We start from the raw sequence: 16,423 nt of genomic DNA, 5'->3' as shown, positions 1-16,423 counted from the left end.
CAGCAAAAAGCTATACAGCCAATTAGTTAAACGTTGAATAAAAGAGGTTCTGTATTTATAACATTCCCTAAAGAAAAGGGGGAAACCCTCTCGAACTTTTGCCTATCGAGCATTATTTAGCAGTGAAATATTTTTTTCTAACGTTGTAAAATTGGAGTCCAATAAGTTTTGGGGAAAATCCTTTGGGAGCCCCTGCAGTGTATGTTCGATAGCTTTATCTTTGTCTTTACAAAGTTGATCGAAAATTTCAGCAATCGATTGACGTGAAAGCCCTGCTTCAACGCCAGTCTCGATGATATGCCGAACAGCAATTTCTTTAATTTTGTAGTGTCTGGATTTACCAAAACTCATACTGAGCTTGTAATTCTTATGAGCTACTTGCTTGGCATCGACTGATGGCTGTAGTGTTAGGACATCGTAAAGCGGTGTCATTCTATATCTTCCGCCAGGCATTAAAGACAAACTAAAGTTTTTACCATGGCCATCTGTGGCACCAATAGCCCAAAATAAAATTGTGGACATGAAAAAGTCCATCCGGTCTTGCGTTGGCTCATCACTGCCACGAAATAAGTCCATTATTTCTACAATACCTGGACCTCCTTCACTTTGATATTTTCTCGTGGGTGGGATGGAGAGTGCTTGGCAACAATCTTCCTGTGGCAATCGGATCAGCCTGCCATCCGCAGTCCACCTCCTATCAAATCGTTCAATCACCAAGGCCCTACGACTTCCAAAAGCAATGATCTCTGTATTAGCTGTTCTTAGACCAAAGTTTTTTAGGAGTTTTAAACACAGAAATTCATTCTCAACACTGTGGGTGAGATCCATACCATTCGACAGTTTGCCTATTTGTGGCTTGAGTATGTGTGTTGTTGGAGTTGTGCCTGTGGGTTTACTCCACTCTCCATTATGAAAGAGCAAAGCGGTCTTCTCTTGGGCTCCAGCAATGGATATTCGAAAGTCATTTTCTTTTTGTAGCCCGAGTGGTACCTCTTCTAACTCGCCCAGTAAGACTTCAATTTCATGCTCTGATAAAACAGTACCCTCAAGCTGGTTACTTGTTTCTTGAGAACTCCCTTGGGGAAGGAACTGTAATGCTCCAATACAATCTCTGCCAATCACTGACAACAGACTGAAAGCATCAGTGCCATCTGCACCAACACGTTCTGCAAGCCTTTTTCTAACACCGTCATTATCGGGTAAAAGGTTCTCGAAGACGGGTATTACCCGAGCACCGATGAAGCGATCTTTCCTGAGAGGTAAGGATAAAGAAACAGGAAAAGCATGTTCCCAATCTAACCAACGTTGATCATATATAAACGATATTGCGCCTGTGCTTTCACGAATAAGCTGTCCGACGATTCGGTTACTTATCCATACATCAAGCGGGATATAGTGTTGACGACGGCCCATGCTACAAGATTTCCTCTAGCTGGCTGATATTACCCTTACTGCGTTCTTGTATATGAATTTCCAGATCCAAAGCGGCAAATAAATCAAAAACAGTGTCCAGCTTCGTGCTCGAGACACCATTCTCAATTTTTGAAATTGTTTCCTGCCATATACCGCTTTTTGAGGCTAACTCACTTTGAGTTAAGGCTTTCGCTTTACGAGCGTGCCTGATGGCATTACCTAAATCTTTAGGCGATCTGACCAGTATCTTCATCTTAACCTCATTACAAGTAAATATGACCTTTAGATCATAAATGTCGTATATGACTTAAAAGTCATAATTTATTTTTATGGTCTTTGTATCATAAATCCAATATATGGTCTATAGGTCATAATAAACTTATTACGACTGAAGAAAGTTTTTAGGTAATTATCCGAAAGTATAGTCAAAAGACTACGGAAATTAGCATAATCATAAAGGCCTATGAAAAGAATAATGGGAGGTACCCACCATGATTAGGAGCTCTGATGATATGGACCCAAAAAGCCCAGATGTTTCATTTCCATTAGACAGAATAACCTTATTTGATCTCGTCTGGTCCATGCCAATGACTGCATTGGCAGAAAAATGTGGAGTTTCTTCAAGTTATTTGGCGAGAGTTTGCACTCAAATGAGTGTGCCTAGACCAGAACGGGGTTATTGGGCAAAGTTAGCCGTAAGTAAAAAGGTAACTAAGCCTTCTCTTCCAGAACCTGGGCCTGAGGATATGCTTGAATGGAGCAAAGGTGAGGGTATAACCCCGAGCTCAAATCGCAGGATAAGAAGACCTGATATAACTCAGTACCCGAGAACTATAAGACGTGCAAGAGGCTCATGGCATCCTCTTGTTAGGGACGTCAAAGAGCTGTTTTTGAAGGGGAGAGAGACTGAGAATGGTTATCTAAAACCCAATAAAAAAATATTACCGGACTTGCTTGTATCATCAGAATGTCTTGAGAAACTGCTAAAACTAGCAAATAACGTGTATTGGTCTTTTGAAGAAAAAGGTCATAAAGTCACCTTTGAGCCAAAACATTCGAATTTTATAAGACCAAGTTCAGAAAGTTACATCGAACCCAAAGCTTCAAATGGTTATACAACCTATTGGTCACCCTATAGATCAACATTGGTTTATGTGGATGATGTTGCCATTGGCCTAATACTTATAGAGGAAAGTGAATCGGTAGAGTGCCATTATGATTCATCTATCAATCAATATATTCGAGTACATAAAAATCAGGAAAACTCATATCGGTTTTCTTGGACGACAAACCGAAGAATCCCTACAGGAAAATTTGCGGTAATTGCGTATTCGCCATACCCGGGCACAAAGTGGGAAAAGCTTTGGCATATACCAGGTATAAAAGGAAGCAAGGAGATTATTGAAAATATTACTAGTGAAGCAATTGCATCAGCACCAACAATTTCGACATTACACGAGGAAGCAATTGAGCTGGCAGAGAAGCGGAGACGTGAATGGGAGATTAAACAACAGGAATACAAACAAGCTGAGCGTGAACGCCTTCGTCTCAAAGCAATTGAAGATAGCAAATTGCAACTGAAAGATATTATCGATAAGTGGGGTGAAGTAGAGCGTATCAGAGGTTTTTTTGATCAGGCTGAGCGCGTGGTTTCAGGGCTTGATGTTACTCAAAGAAATGAGCTGATGATTCGAATAGATGCAGCCCGCCAGATGATTGGTGAGAATAATGCTTTGAATGCACTAAAAAGCTGGAGAACGCCTGAAGAGCGGATGGATGAGTTAAAAACAACTCGTTCATCTTGGCTTTATGATGGTTAATAAAAGAAGTCGATGCCTTTCATAAGGTAATTATGAAAAAACTCCATGTTCAATCCGGCCAAGCAAGTCGAGTACTTCTTGTTGTCCCTCATAGGTTTCAATGAACTTTAACGGTATTTGATTATTTAAAGCAGATCTCGGCGTTTGAAGCCAGTGTAATGCATCTCGCTCATTACCAAGAACTTCTACTGCTCTAGCAAGTAGTTTCTGATCTATTTTTGACATTAATATCTTTAACTACAACGTTTAATATTTGTTCCAAGCAGAGTTTTAACGATAAATCTGATTGTCCCGGTCGAATAAAGTCTATCTTTAAAAGAATAATTGAGAAAGTATCTTTGTTGATAATATCTGATTTAAAGGAATGCATCAGATATAAGAATTCAAACATTCGTAATGGATGTATAGCTCAACTAAATCTGGATCATTTGTAATCCCCCCAATAAATAATTGAGTTCAAAAGTAGAATTTTCTCGTAAACTAAAGCGCAGGAGATTCTGCATGAAGACATCAAAATTTACAGATAGCCAGATCATGGCGATCCTCAAACAAAACGAAGCAGGGATAAGTGTTCAAGATCTTTGTCGAGAGCACAGCATCAGTAGTGCCACCTTTTACAAATGGCGAGCGAAGTATGGCGGCATGGACACCGCAATGATAAAGCGCCTCAAAGAGCTTGAAGATGAAAATCGCCGTTTGAAGAAAATGTATGCTGAGGAATGCTTGAAATCGCAGATCCGCCAGGAGGCACTTGAGGGAAAGTGGTAAAGCCATCTCTGCGTAAAGAGATGGCGCAGCAGGTCGTCGCCAAACTCGGCCTTAGTATTCGCCTTGCCTGTGAGATCTTCGGGATCAGTGAAACCTGTTATCGCCACCAAGCCAAGCTATCCAACGAAAATGCCGTTATTGCTGATTGGCTATTACGTTTAACCACTGCTAATAAACGCTGGGGCTTTGGTTTGTGTTTCGATCATTTACGTAATGTTAAAAAATTTAGCTGGAACCATAAACGTGTTTATCGCTTATACCGTGAGTTAGAACTGAACTTACGCATTAAGCCCCGGCGGCGGATTAAACGGGATAAACCTGATGCACTGAGCGTTCCGACTGGCATGAACCAGGTATGGTCGATGGATTTTATGTCTGACGCACTGGATAACGGTCGTAAGTTTCGTACATTCAACGTCATTGATGACTATAACCGCGAAGGCTTGTGTATTGATGTGGACTTTTCTATGCCGAGCCAGCGAGTTATTCGGTCATTAGAACAGGTCATGGAGTGGCGTGGTAAGCCTGCTGCAATACGATGTGATAATGGTCCGGAAAACATCAGTCAGGTGCTGATTGATTGGGCAAATAACCAGAAGATCACCCTGATGTATATCCAGCCGGGTAAGCCAACACAGAATGCTTACGTCGAACGCTTTAACCGAACCGTACGTCACGAATGGCTTGAATTACATTTATTTGAGTCTGTTGAACAGGCACAGCTGCTCGCCACACAATGGCTTTGGACATACAATAATGAACGGCCAAACTCAGCAATTGGTCGCGTACCGCCAAGGTATTTGCTGAGTCCAGCTTAACCCTCTACTTTTAATTGCGGTTATTAATGGGGGGATTACAGTAGAAGTTTCTTAATTATTGAAGTGCAAAACTACGTTGGCACCCATTGCCAAATTCTCCACCGAAGTAACAATCTCGGCTATGGTCGGATCTTTACACCTTTCGAATTTAATCGTATTCGCCACCTTTTCTGGGAGCTTGGCAATGATGATCAGGGTATTGGCCGAGCAGTAGACGATTTATCAGTAAATAGCCTCACAGCAACATTGAAGAAAATGTCATCCCATACGCAAATCGCAAGTGATCCTTCTAAAATAAAGAAACTCATATATGGCACTGGAGATTTTTTGGATCCAGAAGCCATTAGATATGCATTGTTTCCATTGCTTAAACCTGATGATGCCAGTATTGAATCGTTAAGGGCGCTTGTTTTACTCCTTTTTGAAATGAATGCCGGCAACAAAACAGTCACTACTGCAATTGCTAATATCATGGAAGCCGGTAAGAAGCGTGATGAAGATGTACTGGACTTTAATATCGATGCTTTTTTTACTAAGCATGATGAACTGAAAAAAGAAGAGGCTAGACTTACTCGTATCAAGAATGCCCAGCCAGCCTTTCAATCGCTCAAAGCAAGTTATAGCCGCTATATGCAGCTGCAAGATCTCGAAGCGAGATACCAATCTTTTGAAAAGGCTGTAAGTGAGGCGGAAAGCAGGCTGGCGAGCGAAAGACAGTCAAATGATAAAGTTTACGAAAGTTGCAAACAAACTAAACTGTCAGCAGATATTTACAGGCAAGAATTAGCTGATAAGCGAACAGGATTAAAAGAGCTTCTGCGTGCAGACAAAGCATTGCAAATAGATAGCACTAGAGCGCTTAAAACATATGAGCAGATCCGACTAGAATTTCCGGATGATATTTCTGATTCAGATATTTTGGATAATTTGATTGCTGACAAGCAGGACAAAACAGAAGATATTGAGGCGCTACTTAATTCAGAAAAAAATATACAACGACGACAACACTTAGAAAAAAAACTTAGCGAAAAGCGAGCCCAGTACGAAAGATTGATACTTTCAAAGGAAAATGGTGCTTTTCGCATCTCTGAGCAGATTAATTCTCAGGTTCAAAGTGTATTAGCTGCAGTGAATAAAGGATTGATTCTAGCTAATCCTAATAGAGCTTTAACGACGGATGAAATTGACAAACTTACCCAGTTCTCCTCGTTATTCACTGAAAGTAATGAGACTTATCAATTTTTCGATAGAAATTTCCAAAAGCAAAATGCTGCTGTTGATATAGACGAGCAAAGAGATATTTCAGAACTAAAAGCAGAAATTGTTTCGTATGAAAAGTCACTTAAGTCTATAACTGTAATAGCCCCATTTTAAAACGGACACTCAATTATTAAGCGATAGGCTTAGACCTATCTTTAAGGAGTGTCTATGGAACGTATTGAAATTTTTACTGGCGAACAGCGTCGTCGTCGCTATACTCCGCAGGAGAAAGCCAAATTTGTTGCCATGAGTATGCAGCCAGGGTATTCGGTGTCACTGGTGGCCAGACAAAACGGCATCACCCCAAGTTTATTGTTTAAGTGGAAGAAACTCATGCAAGACGGTGGCATGTCGGCAATTCAATCTGGTGATGAAGTGGTCAGCTCAGCTGAGCACAAAGCGTTGCAGAAAAAAGTGAAGCAACTTGAGCAACTGCTTGGCCGCAAAACCATGGAAACGGAAATTCTGAAAGAGGCGCTGGAGATAGCTCAGTCAAAAAAGTTACTATCGCGCATGCCATTGTTGCCACCGGACGATTCCCTCTCATCCGAGTCGTAAGTGCACTGGGTGTGTCGCGCTCTAATCTTTACCAACGGATTAATGGGCGACAAGCCGGCCGTCCGACACGTTACAGCAAATCAGACGATGCCTTGCTGTTGCCACTGATTGAGAATTTGTGTGACAAACGTGCAACCAATGGCTATCGACGTATTACGGCGCACTTAAATCGCCAGTTAAAATCGGGAGAGCATGCATTTGTGAAAGTGAATCCAAAGCGGATTTACCGCATCATGCGACTGAATAATTTGCTGTTAGCGAAGCATACTGGTCGTGTTGGTGATAATCGAGCGCATGAAGGCAAGGTTATTACCCTTCACTCCAACACACGTTGGTGCTCAGATGGTTTTGAGATCGGCTGTTGGAATAAAGAAAAAGTCCGAGTGGTGTTTAGTCTCGACTGCTGCGACCGTGAAGTCATGAGTTATGTTGCCACCACCACTGGCATTAACGCTTTGATGGTGCAGGACGTATTGGTCGAAAGTATTGAAAAGCGGTTTGGTGATGTTCAAGAGCTACCTCGCCAGGTTGAGTGGCTGACCGATAATGGGAGTTGCTATATTGTCATCGACAATGTAAAACTGCCCCACTAACGACAATCAAAAATTGACCCACCTGAGGCAAAATGGCCGTCATTTGTAACGACAGGATGGCGGTTGAAATGCGATGTTAAATCAGGAGTCATTAGTGGAAATACATGTATTACACCGGCAGGGTCACAGTATCCGCGCCATCAGTAGGCAACTCGGGATCGCCAGGAACACAGTCCGTAATTATCTGCGTGACCAAGCCCGTTCACCCAGTTATGGTCCACGCGAAGAAAGACCATCAAAACTGGACCCGTTTAAACCTTATTTACTTGAACGTATTGCGGCAGCAAAACCTTATTGGATCCCCGCCACGGTATTGTTCAGGGAAATCAAAGAGCAAGGCTTTACTGGTCAGGAAGGTATCGTCAAAAACTACATCCGGCAGTTCAAACCAACGTTACAAGAAGATGTGGTTCGGTTTGAAACCCTGCCGGGTCAACAGATGCAGGTCGACTTTACCACTATCCGACGGGGACGCAGCAAACTCAAAGCCTTTGTTGCCACACTCGGTTACAGTCGGGCGAGTTTTGTACGGTTCAGCAGTCATGAGCGTCAAGAGGACTGGCTCACGGGAATAGAAGCCGCCTTGCAGTACTTCGGCGGTGTGCCCAAAGAGATCCTGTTTGATAATGCCAAGTGCATCATGATTGAACGCGATGCATATGGTGATGGTCGCCACCGCTGGAACGACAAGTTGCTGCAGTTAGCAGCAGACTATAGTTTTCGCCTTCGTGCCTGTCGGCCCTACCGGGCGAAAACCAAGGGAAAGGTCGAGCGCTTTAACGGTTATCTGAAAAACAGCTTTATCACACCGCTGGCAGCTACTCTGAAACAAGCGGGACTGGTGCTGGATGTTGATACGGCTAATGGTCAAGTCGGTCCCTGGTTACGAGAGGTAGCACATCAGCGCTGCCATGGCACCACCGGACAGCAGCCGCAAACGCTGTTGATTAAAGAGCAGTTGGCATTGGCTGACTTACCGGCATGCGTGATTAAAGAAAAACACGTTGCTTTCCCATCTCGTCACGCTCTCCCGATTGAGAGTCTGCAGCATCCGCTAAGCACCTACGACCAGTTGCTGGAGATGAGCCGATGAACTTGCAGATGGCACGGATTGAGCGGGCCTGTGAAGAACTCAAACTCAATACGATGGCAGTGGAATGGTCAGCGGTGGCCGATACCGCAGCGGGTAAAGGCGCTACACTAGCCGACTTTTTGGAGCAGCTGCTTAACCTTGAAGTGGATGCCAGAACGCAGCGGACACGTGAGACCTTGCAGAAATTTGCCGGATTGCCAGCAATTAAATCGTTTGAGGACTACGACTTCAACTTTGCCACCGGTGCACCCAAAAAGCAATTGCAGGAACTCAATAGCCTGGCGTTTATCGAACGGGCCGAAAACATTGTTCTGCTCGGTCCGAGTGGTGTCGGCAAAAGCCATCTGGCCATTGCTTATGCTTGCAAAGCGATTCAAAAAGGTATCAAAGTACGCTTTATCACAGCAGCCGACCTGATGTTGCAACTGGCTACTGCGAAGAAGCAGGATCGACTGGAAGGTTATCTGAAACGCAGTGTGCTGGGGCCCAAACTGTTGGTCATTGACGAAATTGGTTATTTGCCCTTCGGGCATGAAGAGGCCACCTTGTTCTTCAATGTGATTGCTAAGCGCTATGAACAAGGCAGCGTGATAGTGACCAGTAATTTACCATTTTCACAATGGGCAACAGCTTTTGCCAATGATCAGGCACTCACAGCAGCATTACTCGACCGGCTTTTACACCACGCACATATTGTGCAGATCTCAGGAAACAGTTATCGATTGAAAGGAAAGAAAACTGCTGGGATAGCCCCAGTAACGTATAAACAAATTAACGAATAGTCGCCAAGGGTGGGTCAATTTTACTTTGTCGGAAAGTGGGTCAAAATTGGATTGTCGTTGACATATTGCCGATGACACTCGGCAGTTCGCGAAATCACTGGGCTTTAAGGTATGCACAACCCCCGTGAGAAGCCCTGAGAGCAACGGCATGGCTGAGGCGTTTGTGAAGACCTTCAAACGTGATTACGTGTATTTGAATGACCGACCAGATGCGGCAACCGTCATGGCGCAGTTGTCTGATTGGTTTGAGGACTACAACAATTATCATCCGCATAGCGGATTGAAAATGATGTCACCGAGGGAGTATCGAGCTCTTAAAGTGGCAAGCTAGGTGTGTCCGTTTTAGTGGGGGCAACTACAATAACGGTCGAAAACGACCAAAATCCTCTGCTTAAGAAAAAGCAGCTTCAAGATCTTCAAAAACAGCTTGAGAAAACCATTGCCGATCTCGAAGTTGTTCAACACATTGGCTTTCATCGCAAACAAATGTCCGATGTTTCTAAACGAGTTGAGCAAAACACAAAGCTTTTACAAGAGACTGAGCAAGATCTGGAAAAAGCGAACACGGAATTTAATAATGCTCTCTCCAAACTGAATGATGCCAAACAAGACAGCGAAAAAATCAAATCAAAAAGTAGTAATCTGATTCTAATCAAGGGCAGATTGAAGACATTAGCAAATCGCTACCCACGACTACTTGAGGGGGAGGCGCTACCTAATGAACTGATAGAGATAAGCATAGACTTGGTGAATGTCTTTGAGGAGCAACTACAATTATTTGATAAATTAAAAGTAGAAGTTCTATCGACTTTAAAGGATATGCATCATGAGAGGCTCTTTAGCTTTAGAGAGATTTTAGAAACTCCGGATGACGGTATTATCATGAGGGCTGTACAAGAGCTCTCCCGCGTTTTCGATGAGCTGCCCGAGCAGGAAGCTTTCCTGAGAGCTCGGATCCATGAGCATAATGAGTCTGTTGCAAGTTATACCAAAATCCTTCGGGACACCTCGGATTATATAGCCCGCTTTGAAAACAGTTTAAATCGCAGCTTTGCGAGCGTTCAAATAAATGATCTTGAAAAAGTTGAAGTCAACATTTCAGTGCATCCCAAATTCAGAAATCTGATTGGAGAAATAGTAAAGCTTAATATTCATGGTGAACAATTACCATCGGAGCAGTTTTACGACAGGCTACGTGTGTTTGTTGATGAATTTTTTCGTGATGAAGAGTCACGCCTCACGATGGATAAAATTCTCACAGCTTTGAGTTACAAAACACAAAAACGCAATGAATCTTCCATGCAAGCCAAAGAGCAGTCTACCTCAACCACCGAGCTCATCAATTTTCAATTGGTTCAGGTATTGCTCGATAGAATGACCGTGAATGGGATGCGTGTGCAGATGCCATTGGTTTATGACGAGATAGCTAATGTGAATTTGGATCAGTTCGATTGGTTATTACCACACCTTGAAGATAACGGATTCAGCCTTTTTTCTGCTTCTACATATAGTGCGAGCAGTGAGCTTATTCATAAAGTTGGGCGATTTATTGAAATTGGTAGTACCAGGACTGGTCGTCCATACCACCAAGGCCGCGATATCGTATGTTGGAACAGCGAGGAAGGTTTTGAACATGCGGAAGCTTCTTATCTCACAGGGTTGGAACTAGCTGAGCAGACAGACTGGCTAGAAGATGACTAAACGTTTTAATACCATTGAAACACTTAGGGTGATGTTGGCTCACCCAGACATAATGTTTGACTCCATTCAAACAATGGATGATCTGAATAGTCGCTTTATTAGAGAGACAGACTTTATAAGGCGCATTAGAGACTACATGACGAATCTGTCTGATGAGGATCGTAAACGCGTTCAGGTGGCATTTAAGACGAATAACCTGTTACGAAATCAAGTTATTGCCGATATTGCGAAACATGATGGAGAGCGGCTTCTGGTGTTTCAAGATGAAGTTCTCAACCTCTTTCGGTTATGTGAAGCATCACTTCATCAGGAATTAACCGACTCAAGGTTAAAGAGTCATCTGGATAGCCTAAGATCAGTGTGTATCCGACTTGAGTCGGCAAGCTTTAGTGACTTGGATCCTGACTACACTGAGCAACGTGATGATCTGCTCAAACAACTTAGTGACCTGCTAGGGGTACTCAGAAAAAACGTTTCTTCCATAGAAAGTCTCAATCAACAATTGGAGAAAATTTCGGCCAAGGCCAGTTACAACGAACAACATTTTGCCCGTTTTAGGCAGGAGATGTTCAATAACATCAGTCAAGTATATGAACGTCATATTAAACCCGTGCTCGCATTCTTAAATGATAAAGCCAGGTTAAGTGATGGACCAAACCTTTTCAAAGTTTTGCACGAAGTCCAATCTCTTTTTGAGCGACGAAATCATCCCAACATTGCGGATCAGATTTTTTTGTTTTCAATGAGTTTTACTAGTGTATATAAACCAATGAGCCGTATCTCGGCTGAAGTCGAGCGTTTTTTGAGAAAGACTCGCCAAGGCATATTGGAATCAAATGCAATGGAAAGTTCTTATCAATTATTACTGTCTAAATATGAAGAAACGACAACCAGTAATATGCGAAAAAAGTTTATCGCCAAGTCCTATGCTCAAGAGTCAGGTTATGTCGTTGGACTGAAGAGAAGACCCCGGCCACAGACATACCGCTTTAGCGACTCGAAATCCTATCTAGATAATTTCTTCAGTGAAATTGAACTTCGTTTAGATGATATGACCAGATTAAAAAGTATTTTGCCAGAATCGGGGCTCTACCAGAGAGAAGGAAATGCGGATGAGCGGATGAGGAGGGCTAAGCTATTATTTCAATTTATTGATGGTATGCGATTTCGTCCAACACAAGATCTATTGGCAGCGATGCATCAAAGATTAATCAGCGGGTTTGGCGAGTATGAAATTCATGACTTGCTTTCATCTCTGATCAGAATCAGCCAACGCTTTCAGGGAAAAGATAGTGAATTAATTATCAATACAACTAATCGCAGGCGATACCTTCAACTTGATGATAAAGCCTTTTACTATCGTGTCAGAATGTTGAGTAGGACAATCCAACATGAATGAGTTACAGACAGAATTTGACGCTGTGAGAGCATCAGATAGTCAACAGATATACAAAGCACTTACGGCAGGCAAAATAATCTCTAAATATTTCTATGATGACCTCAAGGCGGAAATAAAACAAAGCCCGTTATTTACGGTTATTTTTAATCATCTTGGACATTTCAAAAAACTCTATCAACATATCGGATTTGAACTCGTATTTGATCCCGATGGTGATTTTTTCTACGTCAGAGATTATGACGAAGGTGAGACAGAAGAGGCTGATGAAAATGCTTTTAGAGTCCAAGTTGCACTATTAATAATTGGCAGATTTTACTCCCGTTCGGGACGAGATCTGGAAGGACTCATTCGACCAGACATGGGATTGGATGAAACAGACTTTCGTATCTTGTCTGATACAGAGGAATATATAGATATTTTGCAGGCTTCAAGATTGCCCTCTGATTGGATAAAAGTGATGGATTTTCTGCTCGAACGAAGTTTTGCTCATCGGTTGGGAGAGCAGCGATATATCCTTAATCCCGCTGCATTGAGCTTTTTGAGTAGACTTGTTACCAATTACAACCAACAAGTTGAAATACATGAAGATTTTGAGAAGGTGTCTATTTGAAGCTGGAATTTGTCAACGATACTGGGGGCTGTCCATTAAATGGCTGAAGGTATCTAGTAAATTAGTGGCGATTCATTTTGCAATTGCTCTTGTCTACTTATTGGGATTAGAGCTTAGCCAAATTCTCAGCACGAGATGGGGAGCCGTTGGCTTTATTGATCTTCAAGGGAGGTTAATAAAGTCATTACCGGATTTACCCAGAGTATTTCGTTCAGAACAGAGTTCAGAGCTCTCCTTATGTTATCTACCACTTCCTCGCTTAGTGAGCTCTTGGATTAAACAGCATTCACTGCAATTAGCTGGCAGTGATTCACTTCTCGCTGCAACAGGTCAAACCGAAAGTGGTTTTGTTTCCAAACTTCATAGTTTGCTGAATAGCTGGCGCCGATATGGACATTATCGTTTTAAATTGCCCAAACTGGCTGCTGCACTCTCAGCAGAATTGACCTATCAAACAAGAGATCCACTGGTCATAACCACTTTAGCAGGTGATCTAAAAACCGAACCCCCAGTTTTGATGTATTACCGTGTGTTGAAAGGTGATGAATTGAGTCAAGTCTATCAAAAGACGACAGACACCTTGCTCAATATTCCAGAAGATTTGCTCGGTTTCGATTTTGGATCAAGCACTGAGCTTCCTGGAAATGTTAAGGGGCTAGTTGATGGCATTACAGCTAAACTCAAAAGCAAATTGAACCGATATCCTGCCGACATTATTCAAACACACAACGCTTTCATGTATTTCACGCTGACAATGATGCTGTTTGCAACTGGTCACCGTCCTGTTCGTGATCCGTTTTGCTGGTGGGATGAGCTTGATATCAATTACGAAGGGGGTCTCATCAGCGATAAGGTCGTGTCATTAAGGCATGAATATCGATATCAGATTATTCCCAAAATCGCCCAGGCACAGCTTAGAACTTACCGTCGTCATTTAAGGCAATTAGGAGCGCGACTATATAGAGATAAGTCCCTAAAAAGACAACTGCTCGGCGTGGCAATCCTGAACTGCCTGGAAGGAAGCTCAAAAAATCTGCCAGTTTTTTTTGAGATTGATGAATTAGGAGTGAAGTACTTTTCTGTTACTCAGAAAAGTTTGCAGACTTATTGGCAACAATTTGCTGAGCTTCCGACAAATGCCGGACGTTCTGTGATGTGCCAACTTCTTGTTGATAATGGGGTGCCATCTGGCATCGTTGAGCTATATCTTGGACATATCCATGGATTGTCGCATCGACATGGTCAACGAGCTGGACATGCGCCAGCCATTGATTTTGCGATCCTCGCTAGAGAGATCGAGCAGGCGATGAAAAAGCTGGGCTGGAAACATTTGAGTCCATTCAAGCAAAATCGTGATCGGATCCGACTGCCGAAAAAATTCAAACATTCCCTGATTAAGAGTCAGTCGACAAAAGCCCTGGGGCCCGAAAAACGTCGTTTCAAAAGATTGCAAAATCAGATTCAGATAAAGCAAATAATGGTCAGCGCCATTATCGATATTTTCAATAAGACTAACAACAGGTATTTCCCAAAAGAGCAGGTCAATCAATTCTTCGATCGTGTAAAGACAGATTGTCATCATGCTGGCTTCAGTATTCAGTATGGTACAAACATGGCATCACATTGGTTGGTCAATGAAAGTAGAAGAGGAGCGACAATCGAAGACTTTCATCCTGCTATTACCATAGCTGCAGAATCATCGGTTATAAGTCAGAAAATTTTCCAAGATTGGCAAAAATCTAAAAAACTTCAGATCTCATTGTTAACAGAATTTTCTGCCCGACAGAAACCAGATAGTGTTGAGCAGTCTCTGGCTGAGCTTGTTGTAACCGCTACTGTCTTTGGTGGTCTGGCTAAACCAGAAGCTCTTCAAATGCTTCCAGAACATATATCCACAGATATGTTTCGAGTTGGTGTGAAGGGAGGCATTATCGAATGTAAAGAATATAGGTGGCTTCCAGACTCGTTGACCCTGTCACGCATTATTTACATTCGAAATAATTATTGCGCAGAGCAAGTATTAAAGGGCATTGAAGGGCTACAAAGGCAGCTCGTTCTATACCTTAAAAAGCATGCTTTAAAGTGTAATCAAGACAATGTATTTAGACGAATTTCCGAATTGGCTCAGGCCTTGAATACTTGGCATTTACCGGGTGCATTTCATAATTATTGGATGCCTAAATCTGAGGGCAGACATTTGCCTTTGCACCGGTTGACTACTTTACTAGAAGATAAACCATATCTGCCTAAGAACATTATTGAAAATGTTTTCGAAGATGAGGCCGTAGATTGGCTTCCTACATTGAGCCAGATAAATTCAAAATACCTGACTGCAACGCAGTGCTGGCGAGACATCAAGCACATATTTAAACAAGTTGAACTAACTCAGCCTGTTGGTACAGAAAAAAGGAATAGTGGGCTTAAAGCGAAACTGGAAAAGCAGTTAAAAAAATACTCTGAGCGGGATGAAGTGAGTGTAACGGGTAAAATCTTGATTGCCTGGTTGGTGGCTCGTTGTCATTCTGGTTTTATGAAAGAGAACTTGTCATTTCCAACCATTCAGCGCTATGCCTCTGAAATTTTTCATCTAGTACTGACACTTGCTGGCGGTGATATACGGTCATTTGATGAAGATGATTTCGAGGAACTGTATTGGGAGTGCATAGAATTTGGCGGTGGTGATAGGCAGTATCGTCTTGGACGTTTGTATGACTTCCATCATTTTTTACAGATACATCTCGCGTTACCTAACATCAACTGGTCAGGGCTTTTTGCGTACGCTGGGCTTAATTCGGTTGAATCTTCAGTTGATGCAAATATTCTCACAATCAAAGAGTATGACGAGGCCATTCAGACTATAAATAATGATGCCAGTTTAGCGGCTTGGTTAAAAGCACGTTACATAATGACCCTGATGCTAGGGTATCGTTTTGGATTGCGGTTTGGTGAGGTGTTAAAGCTTAGACATATTGATGTTCAGCGTGATGAAAATAAAATTTTCCTACAAATTCGAGGGTCAGTGTATGGCGATCTAAAAACTCGTTCAGCGACCAGACAAATACCGCTCATTGGAAAGTTAAGTGAGCAGGAAGATAAGGTCTGGAAGATAGTGACCTTGGAAACAGAGAGGTGGATTCAACAGGATCACCAGACACTATTATTATTTGATGGCGAATCAGCCAGGACGTCGATAGATAAACAGCAAGCTCGGGAATATTTAAACAAACTATTGAAATATGTCAGTAGTGATAAAAGTACGCGCTTTCATCATCTGAGGCATAGTTTTGCCAATCGTCTGGTGGCATACGCTTACAATCTGCAAGATCCGCTTTGGAACCAGGTTTCACGCCGGTTGATCGGACGGTTTGGCCCGAAGCATCTGCCATTATTGTGGTCATCAAATGATGAAGCAACTATCAAACTTCAGGCAATTGCGGATGTAATGGGACATGCCTCTATTCGCACCACAATGTCTAGCTATTTCCATTTTCCAGAGATTTTGGGGCGAGCACTTCATAACCAATTTGAGCTGAATTTGTCGCCTAAAATCATCGCTTACATGTTAGGGCAGAGTGAGTCTACGCTGCAAAAGCGTCAGTGAACGTTAT

The 16,423-nt window shown here is 42.5% G+C and carries 12 protein-coding genes and 2 pseudogenes; 11 read left to right on the top strand and 3 right to left on the bottom strand.

Annotation, left to right across the window (positions count from 1 at the left end):
- Positions 1 to 102: 102 nt before the first annotated feature.
- Complete coding sequence (locus tag AC08OG_RS13815) at positions 103 to 1,413, bottom strand: type II toxin-antitoxin system HipA family toxin (RefSeq protein ID WP_482929753.1); 1,311 nt, start codon at positions 1,411 to 1,413, stop codon at positions 103 to 105.
- Between the two features lies 1 nt (position 1,414).
- Positions 1,415 to 1,666, bottom strand: coding sequence for a helix-turn-helix domain-containing protein (locus tag AC08OG_RS13810; protein ID WP_014705941.1), 252 nt, complete (start codon positions 1,664 to 1,666; stop codon positions 1,415 to 1,417).
- A 259-nt stretch (positions 1,667 to 1,925) separates the two neighbouring features.
- Between AC08OG_RS13810 and AC08OG_RS13805 the strand changes: the two genes are divergently transcribed.
- Positions 1,926 to 3,233 (top strand): hypothetical protein, encoded by a 1,308-nt coding sequence (locus AC08OG_RS13805; RefSeq protein WP_048480976.1) that lies wholly within the window; start codon positions 1,926 to 1,928, stop codon positions 3,231 to 3,233.
- A 30-nt stretch (positions 3,234 to 3,263) separates the two neighbouring features.
- Here the strand turns inward: AC08OG_RS13805 and AC08OG_RS13800 are convergent, their stop codons facing one another.
- Positions 3,264 to 3,458, bottom strand: a complete 195-nt coding sequence (locus tag AC08OG_RS13800; RefSeq protein WP_041354314.1) for an MbcA/ParS/Xre antitoxin family protein — start codon at positions 3,456 to 3,458, stop codon at positions 3,264 to 3,266.
- Positions 3,459 to 3,734: 276 nt separating this feature from the next.
- Here AC08OG_RS13800 and AC08OG_RS13795 point away from each other — a divergent pair.
- The 10 genes and pseudogenes from AC08OG_RS13795 (at position 3,735) to AC08OG_RS13750 (ending at position 16,416) form a co-directional block, all read left to right on the top strand.
- A protein-coding gene (locus tag AC08OG_RS13795) for an IS3 family transposase (RefSeq protein WP_482929752.1) occupies positions 3,735 to 4,819 on the top strand; the annotation gives its coding sequence in 2 pieces (ribosomal slippage) (positions 3,735 to 3,996 and positions 3,996 to 4,819; 1,086 coding nt in all).
- Positions 4,820 to 4,882: 63 nt separating this feature from the next.
- On the top strand, positions 4,883 to 6,193 hold the full coding sequence (locus AC08OG_RS13790; protein ID WP_482929751.1) for a hypothetical protein: 1,311 nt from the start codon (positions 4,883 to 4,885) through the stop codon (positions 6,191 to 6,193).
- A gap of 54 nt (positions 6,194 to 6,247) precedes the next feature.
- Positions 6,248 to 7,200 (top strand): annotated as a pseudogene (locus AC08OG_RS13785) (IS3 family transposase); the annotation flags it as partial.
- A 103-nt stretch (positions 7,201 to 7,303) separates the two neighbouring features.
- The gene (gene istA / locus AC08OG_RS13780; protein WP_482929750.1) at positions 7,304 to 8,323 is read left to right on the top strand and encodes an IS21 family transposase; all 1,020 of its coding nucleotides are present in this window, start codon (positions 7,304 to 7,306) and stop codon (positions 8,321 to 8,323) included.
- Positions 8,320 to 9,105 (top strand): IS21-like element helper ATPase IstB, encoded by a 786-nt coding sequence (gene istB / locus AC08OG_RS13775; RefSeq protein WP_482929749.1) that lies wholly within the window; start codon positions 8,320 to 8,322, stop codon positions 9,103 to 9,105. Before istA ends, istB begins: the two co-directional genes overlap by 4 nt.
- A gap of 64 nt (positions 9,106 to 9,169) precedes the next feature.
- A pseudogene (locus AC08OG_RS13770) lies at positions 9,170 to 9,436 on the top strand (integrase core domain-containing protein); the annotation flags it as partial.
- Between the two features lie 2 nt (positions 9,437 to 9,438).
- Positions 9,439 to 10,806, top strand: coding sequence for a hypothetical protein (locus AC08OG_RS13765; protein ID WP_482929748.1), 1,368 nt, complete (start codon positions 9,439 to 9,441; stop codon positions 10,804 to 10,806).
- Positions 10,799 to 12,205, top strand: a complete 1,407-nt coding sequence (locus AC08OG_RS13760) for a hypothetical protein (RefSeq protein WP_482929747.1) — start codon at positions 10,799 to 10,801, stop codon at positions 12,203 to 12,205. Before AC08OG_RS13765 ends, AC08OG_RS13760 begins: the two co-directional genes overlap by 8 nt.
- Complete coding sequence (locus tag AC08OG_RS13755; protein WP_014705946.1) at positions 12,198 to 12,815, top strand: condensin complex protein MksE; 618 nt, start codon at positions 12,198 to 12,200, stop codon at positions 12,813 to 12,815. Before AC08OG_RS13760 ends, AC08OG_RS13755 begins: the two co-directional genes overlap by 8 nt.
- Positions 12,787 to 16,416, top strand: a complete 3,630-nt coding sequence (locus AC08OG_RS13750; RefSeq protein WP_482929746.1) for a tyrosine-type recombinase/integrase — start codon at positions 12,787 to 12,789, stop codon at positions 16,414 to 16,416. Before AC08OG_RS13755 ends, AC08OG_RS13750 begins: the two co-directional genes overlap by 29 nt.
- Positions 16,417 to 16,423: the final 7 nt, after the last annotated feature.

Source organism: Methylophaga sp. F7 (genome assembly GCF_056863975.1).
Note: the sequence above shows the minus strand (reverse complement) of the source record. Positions and strands in the feature narration are given on the sequence as shown.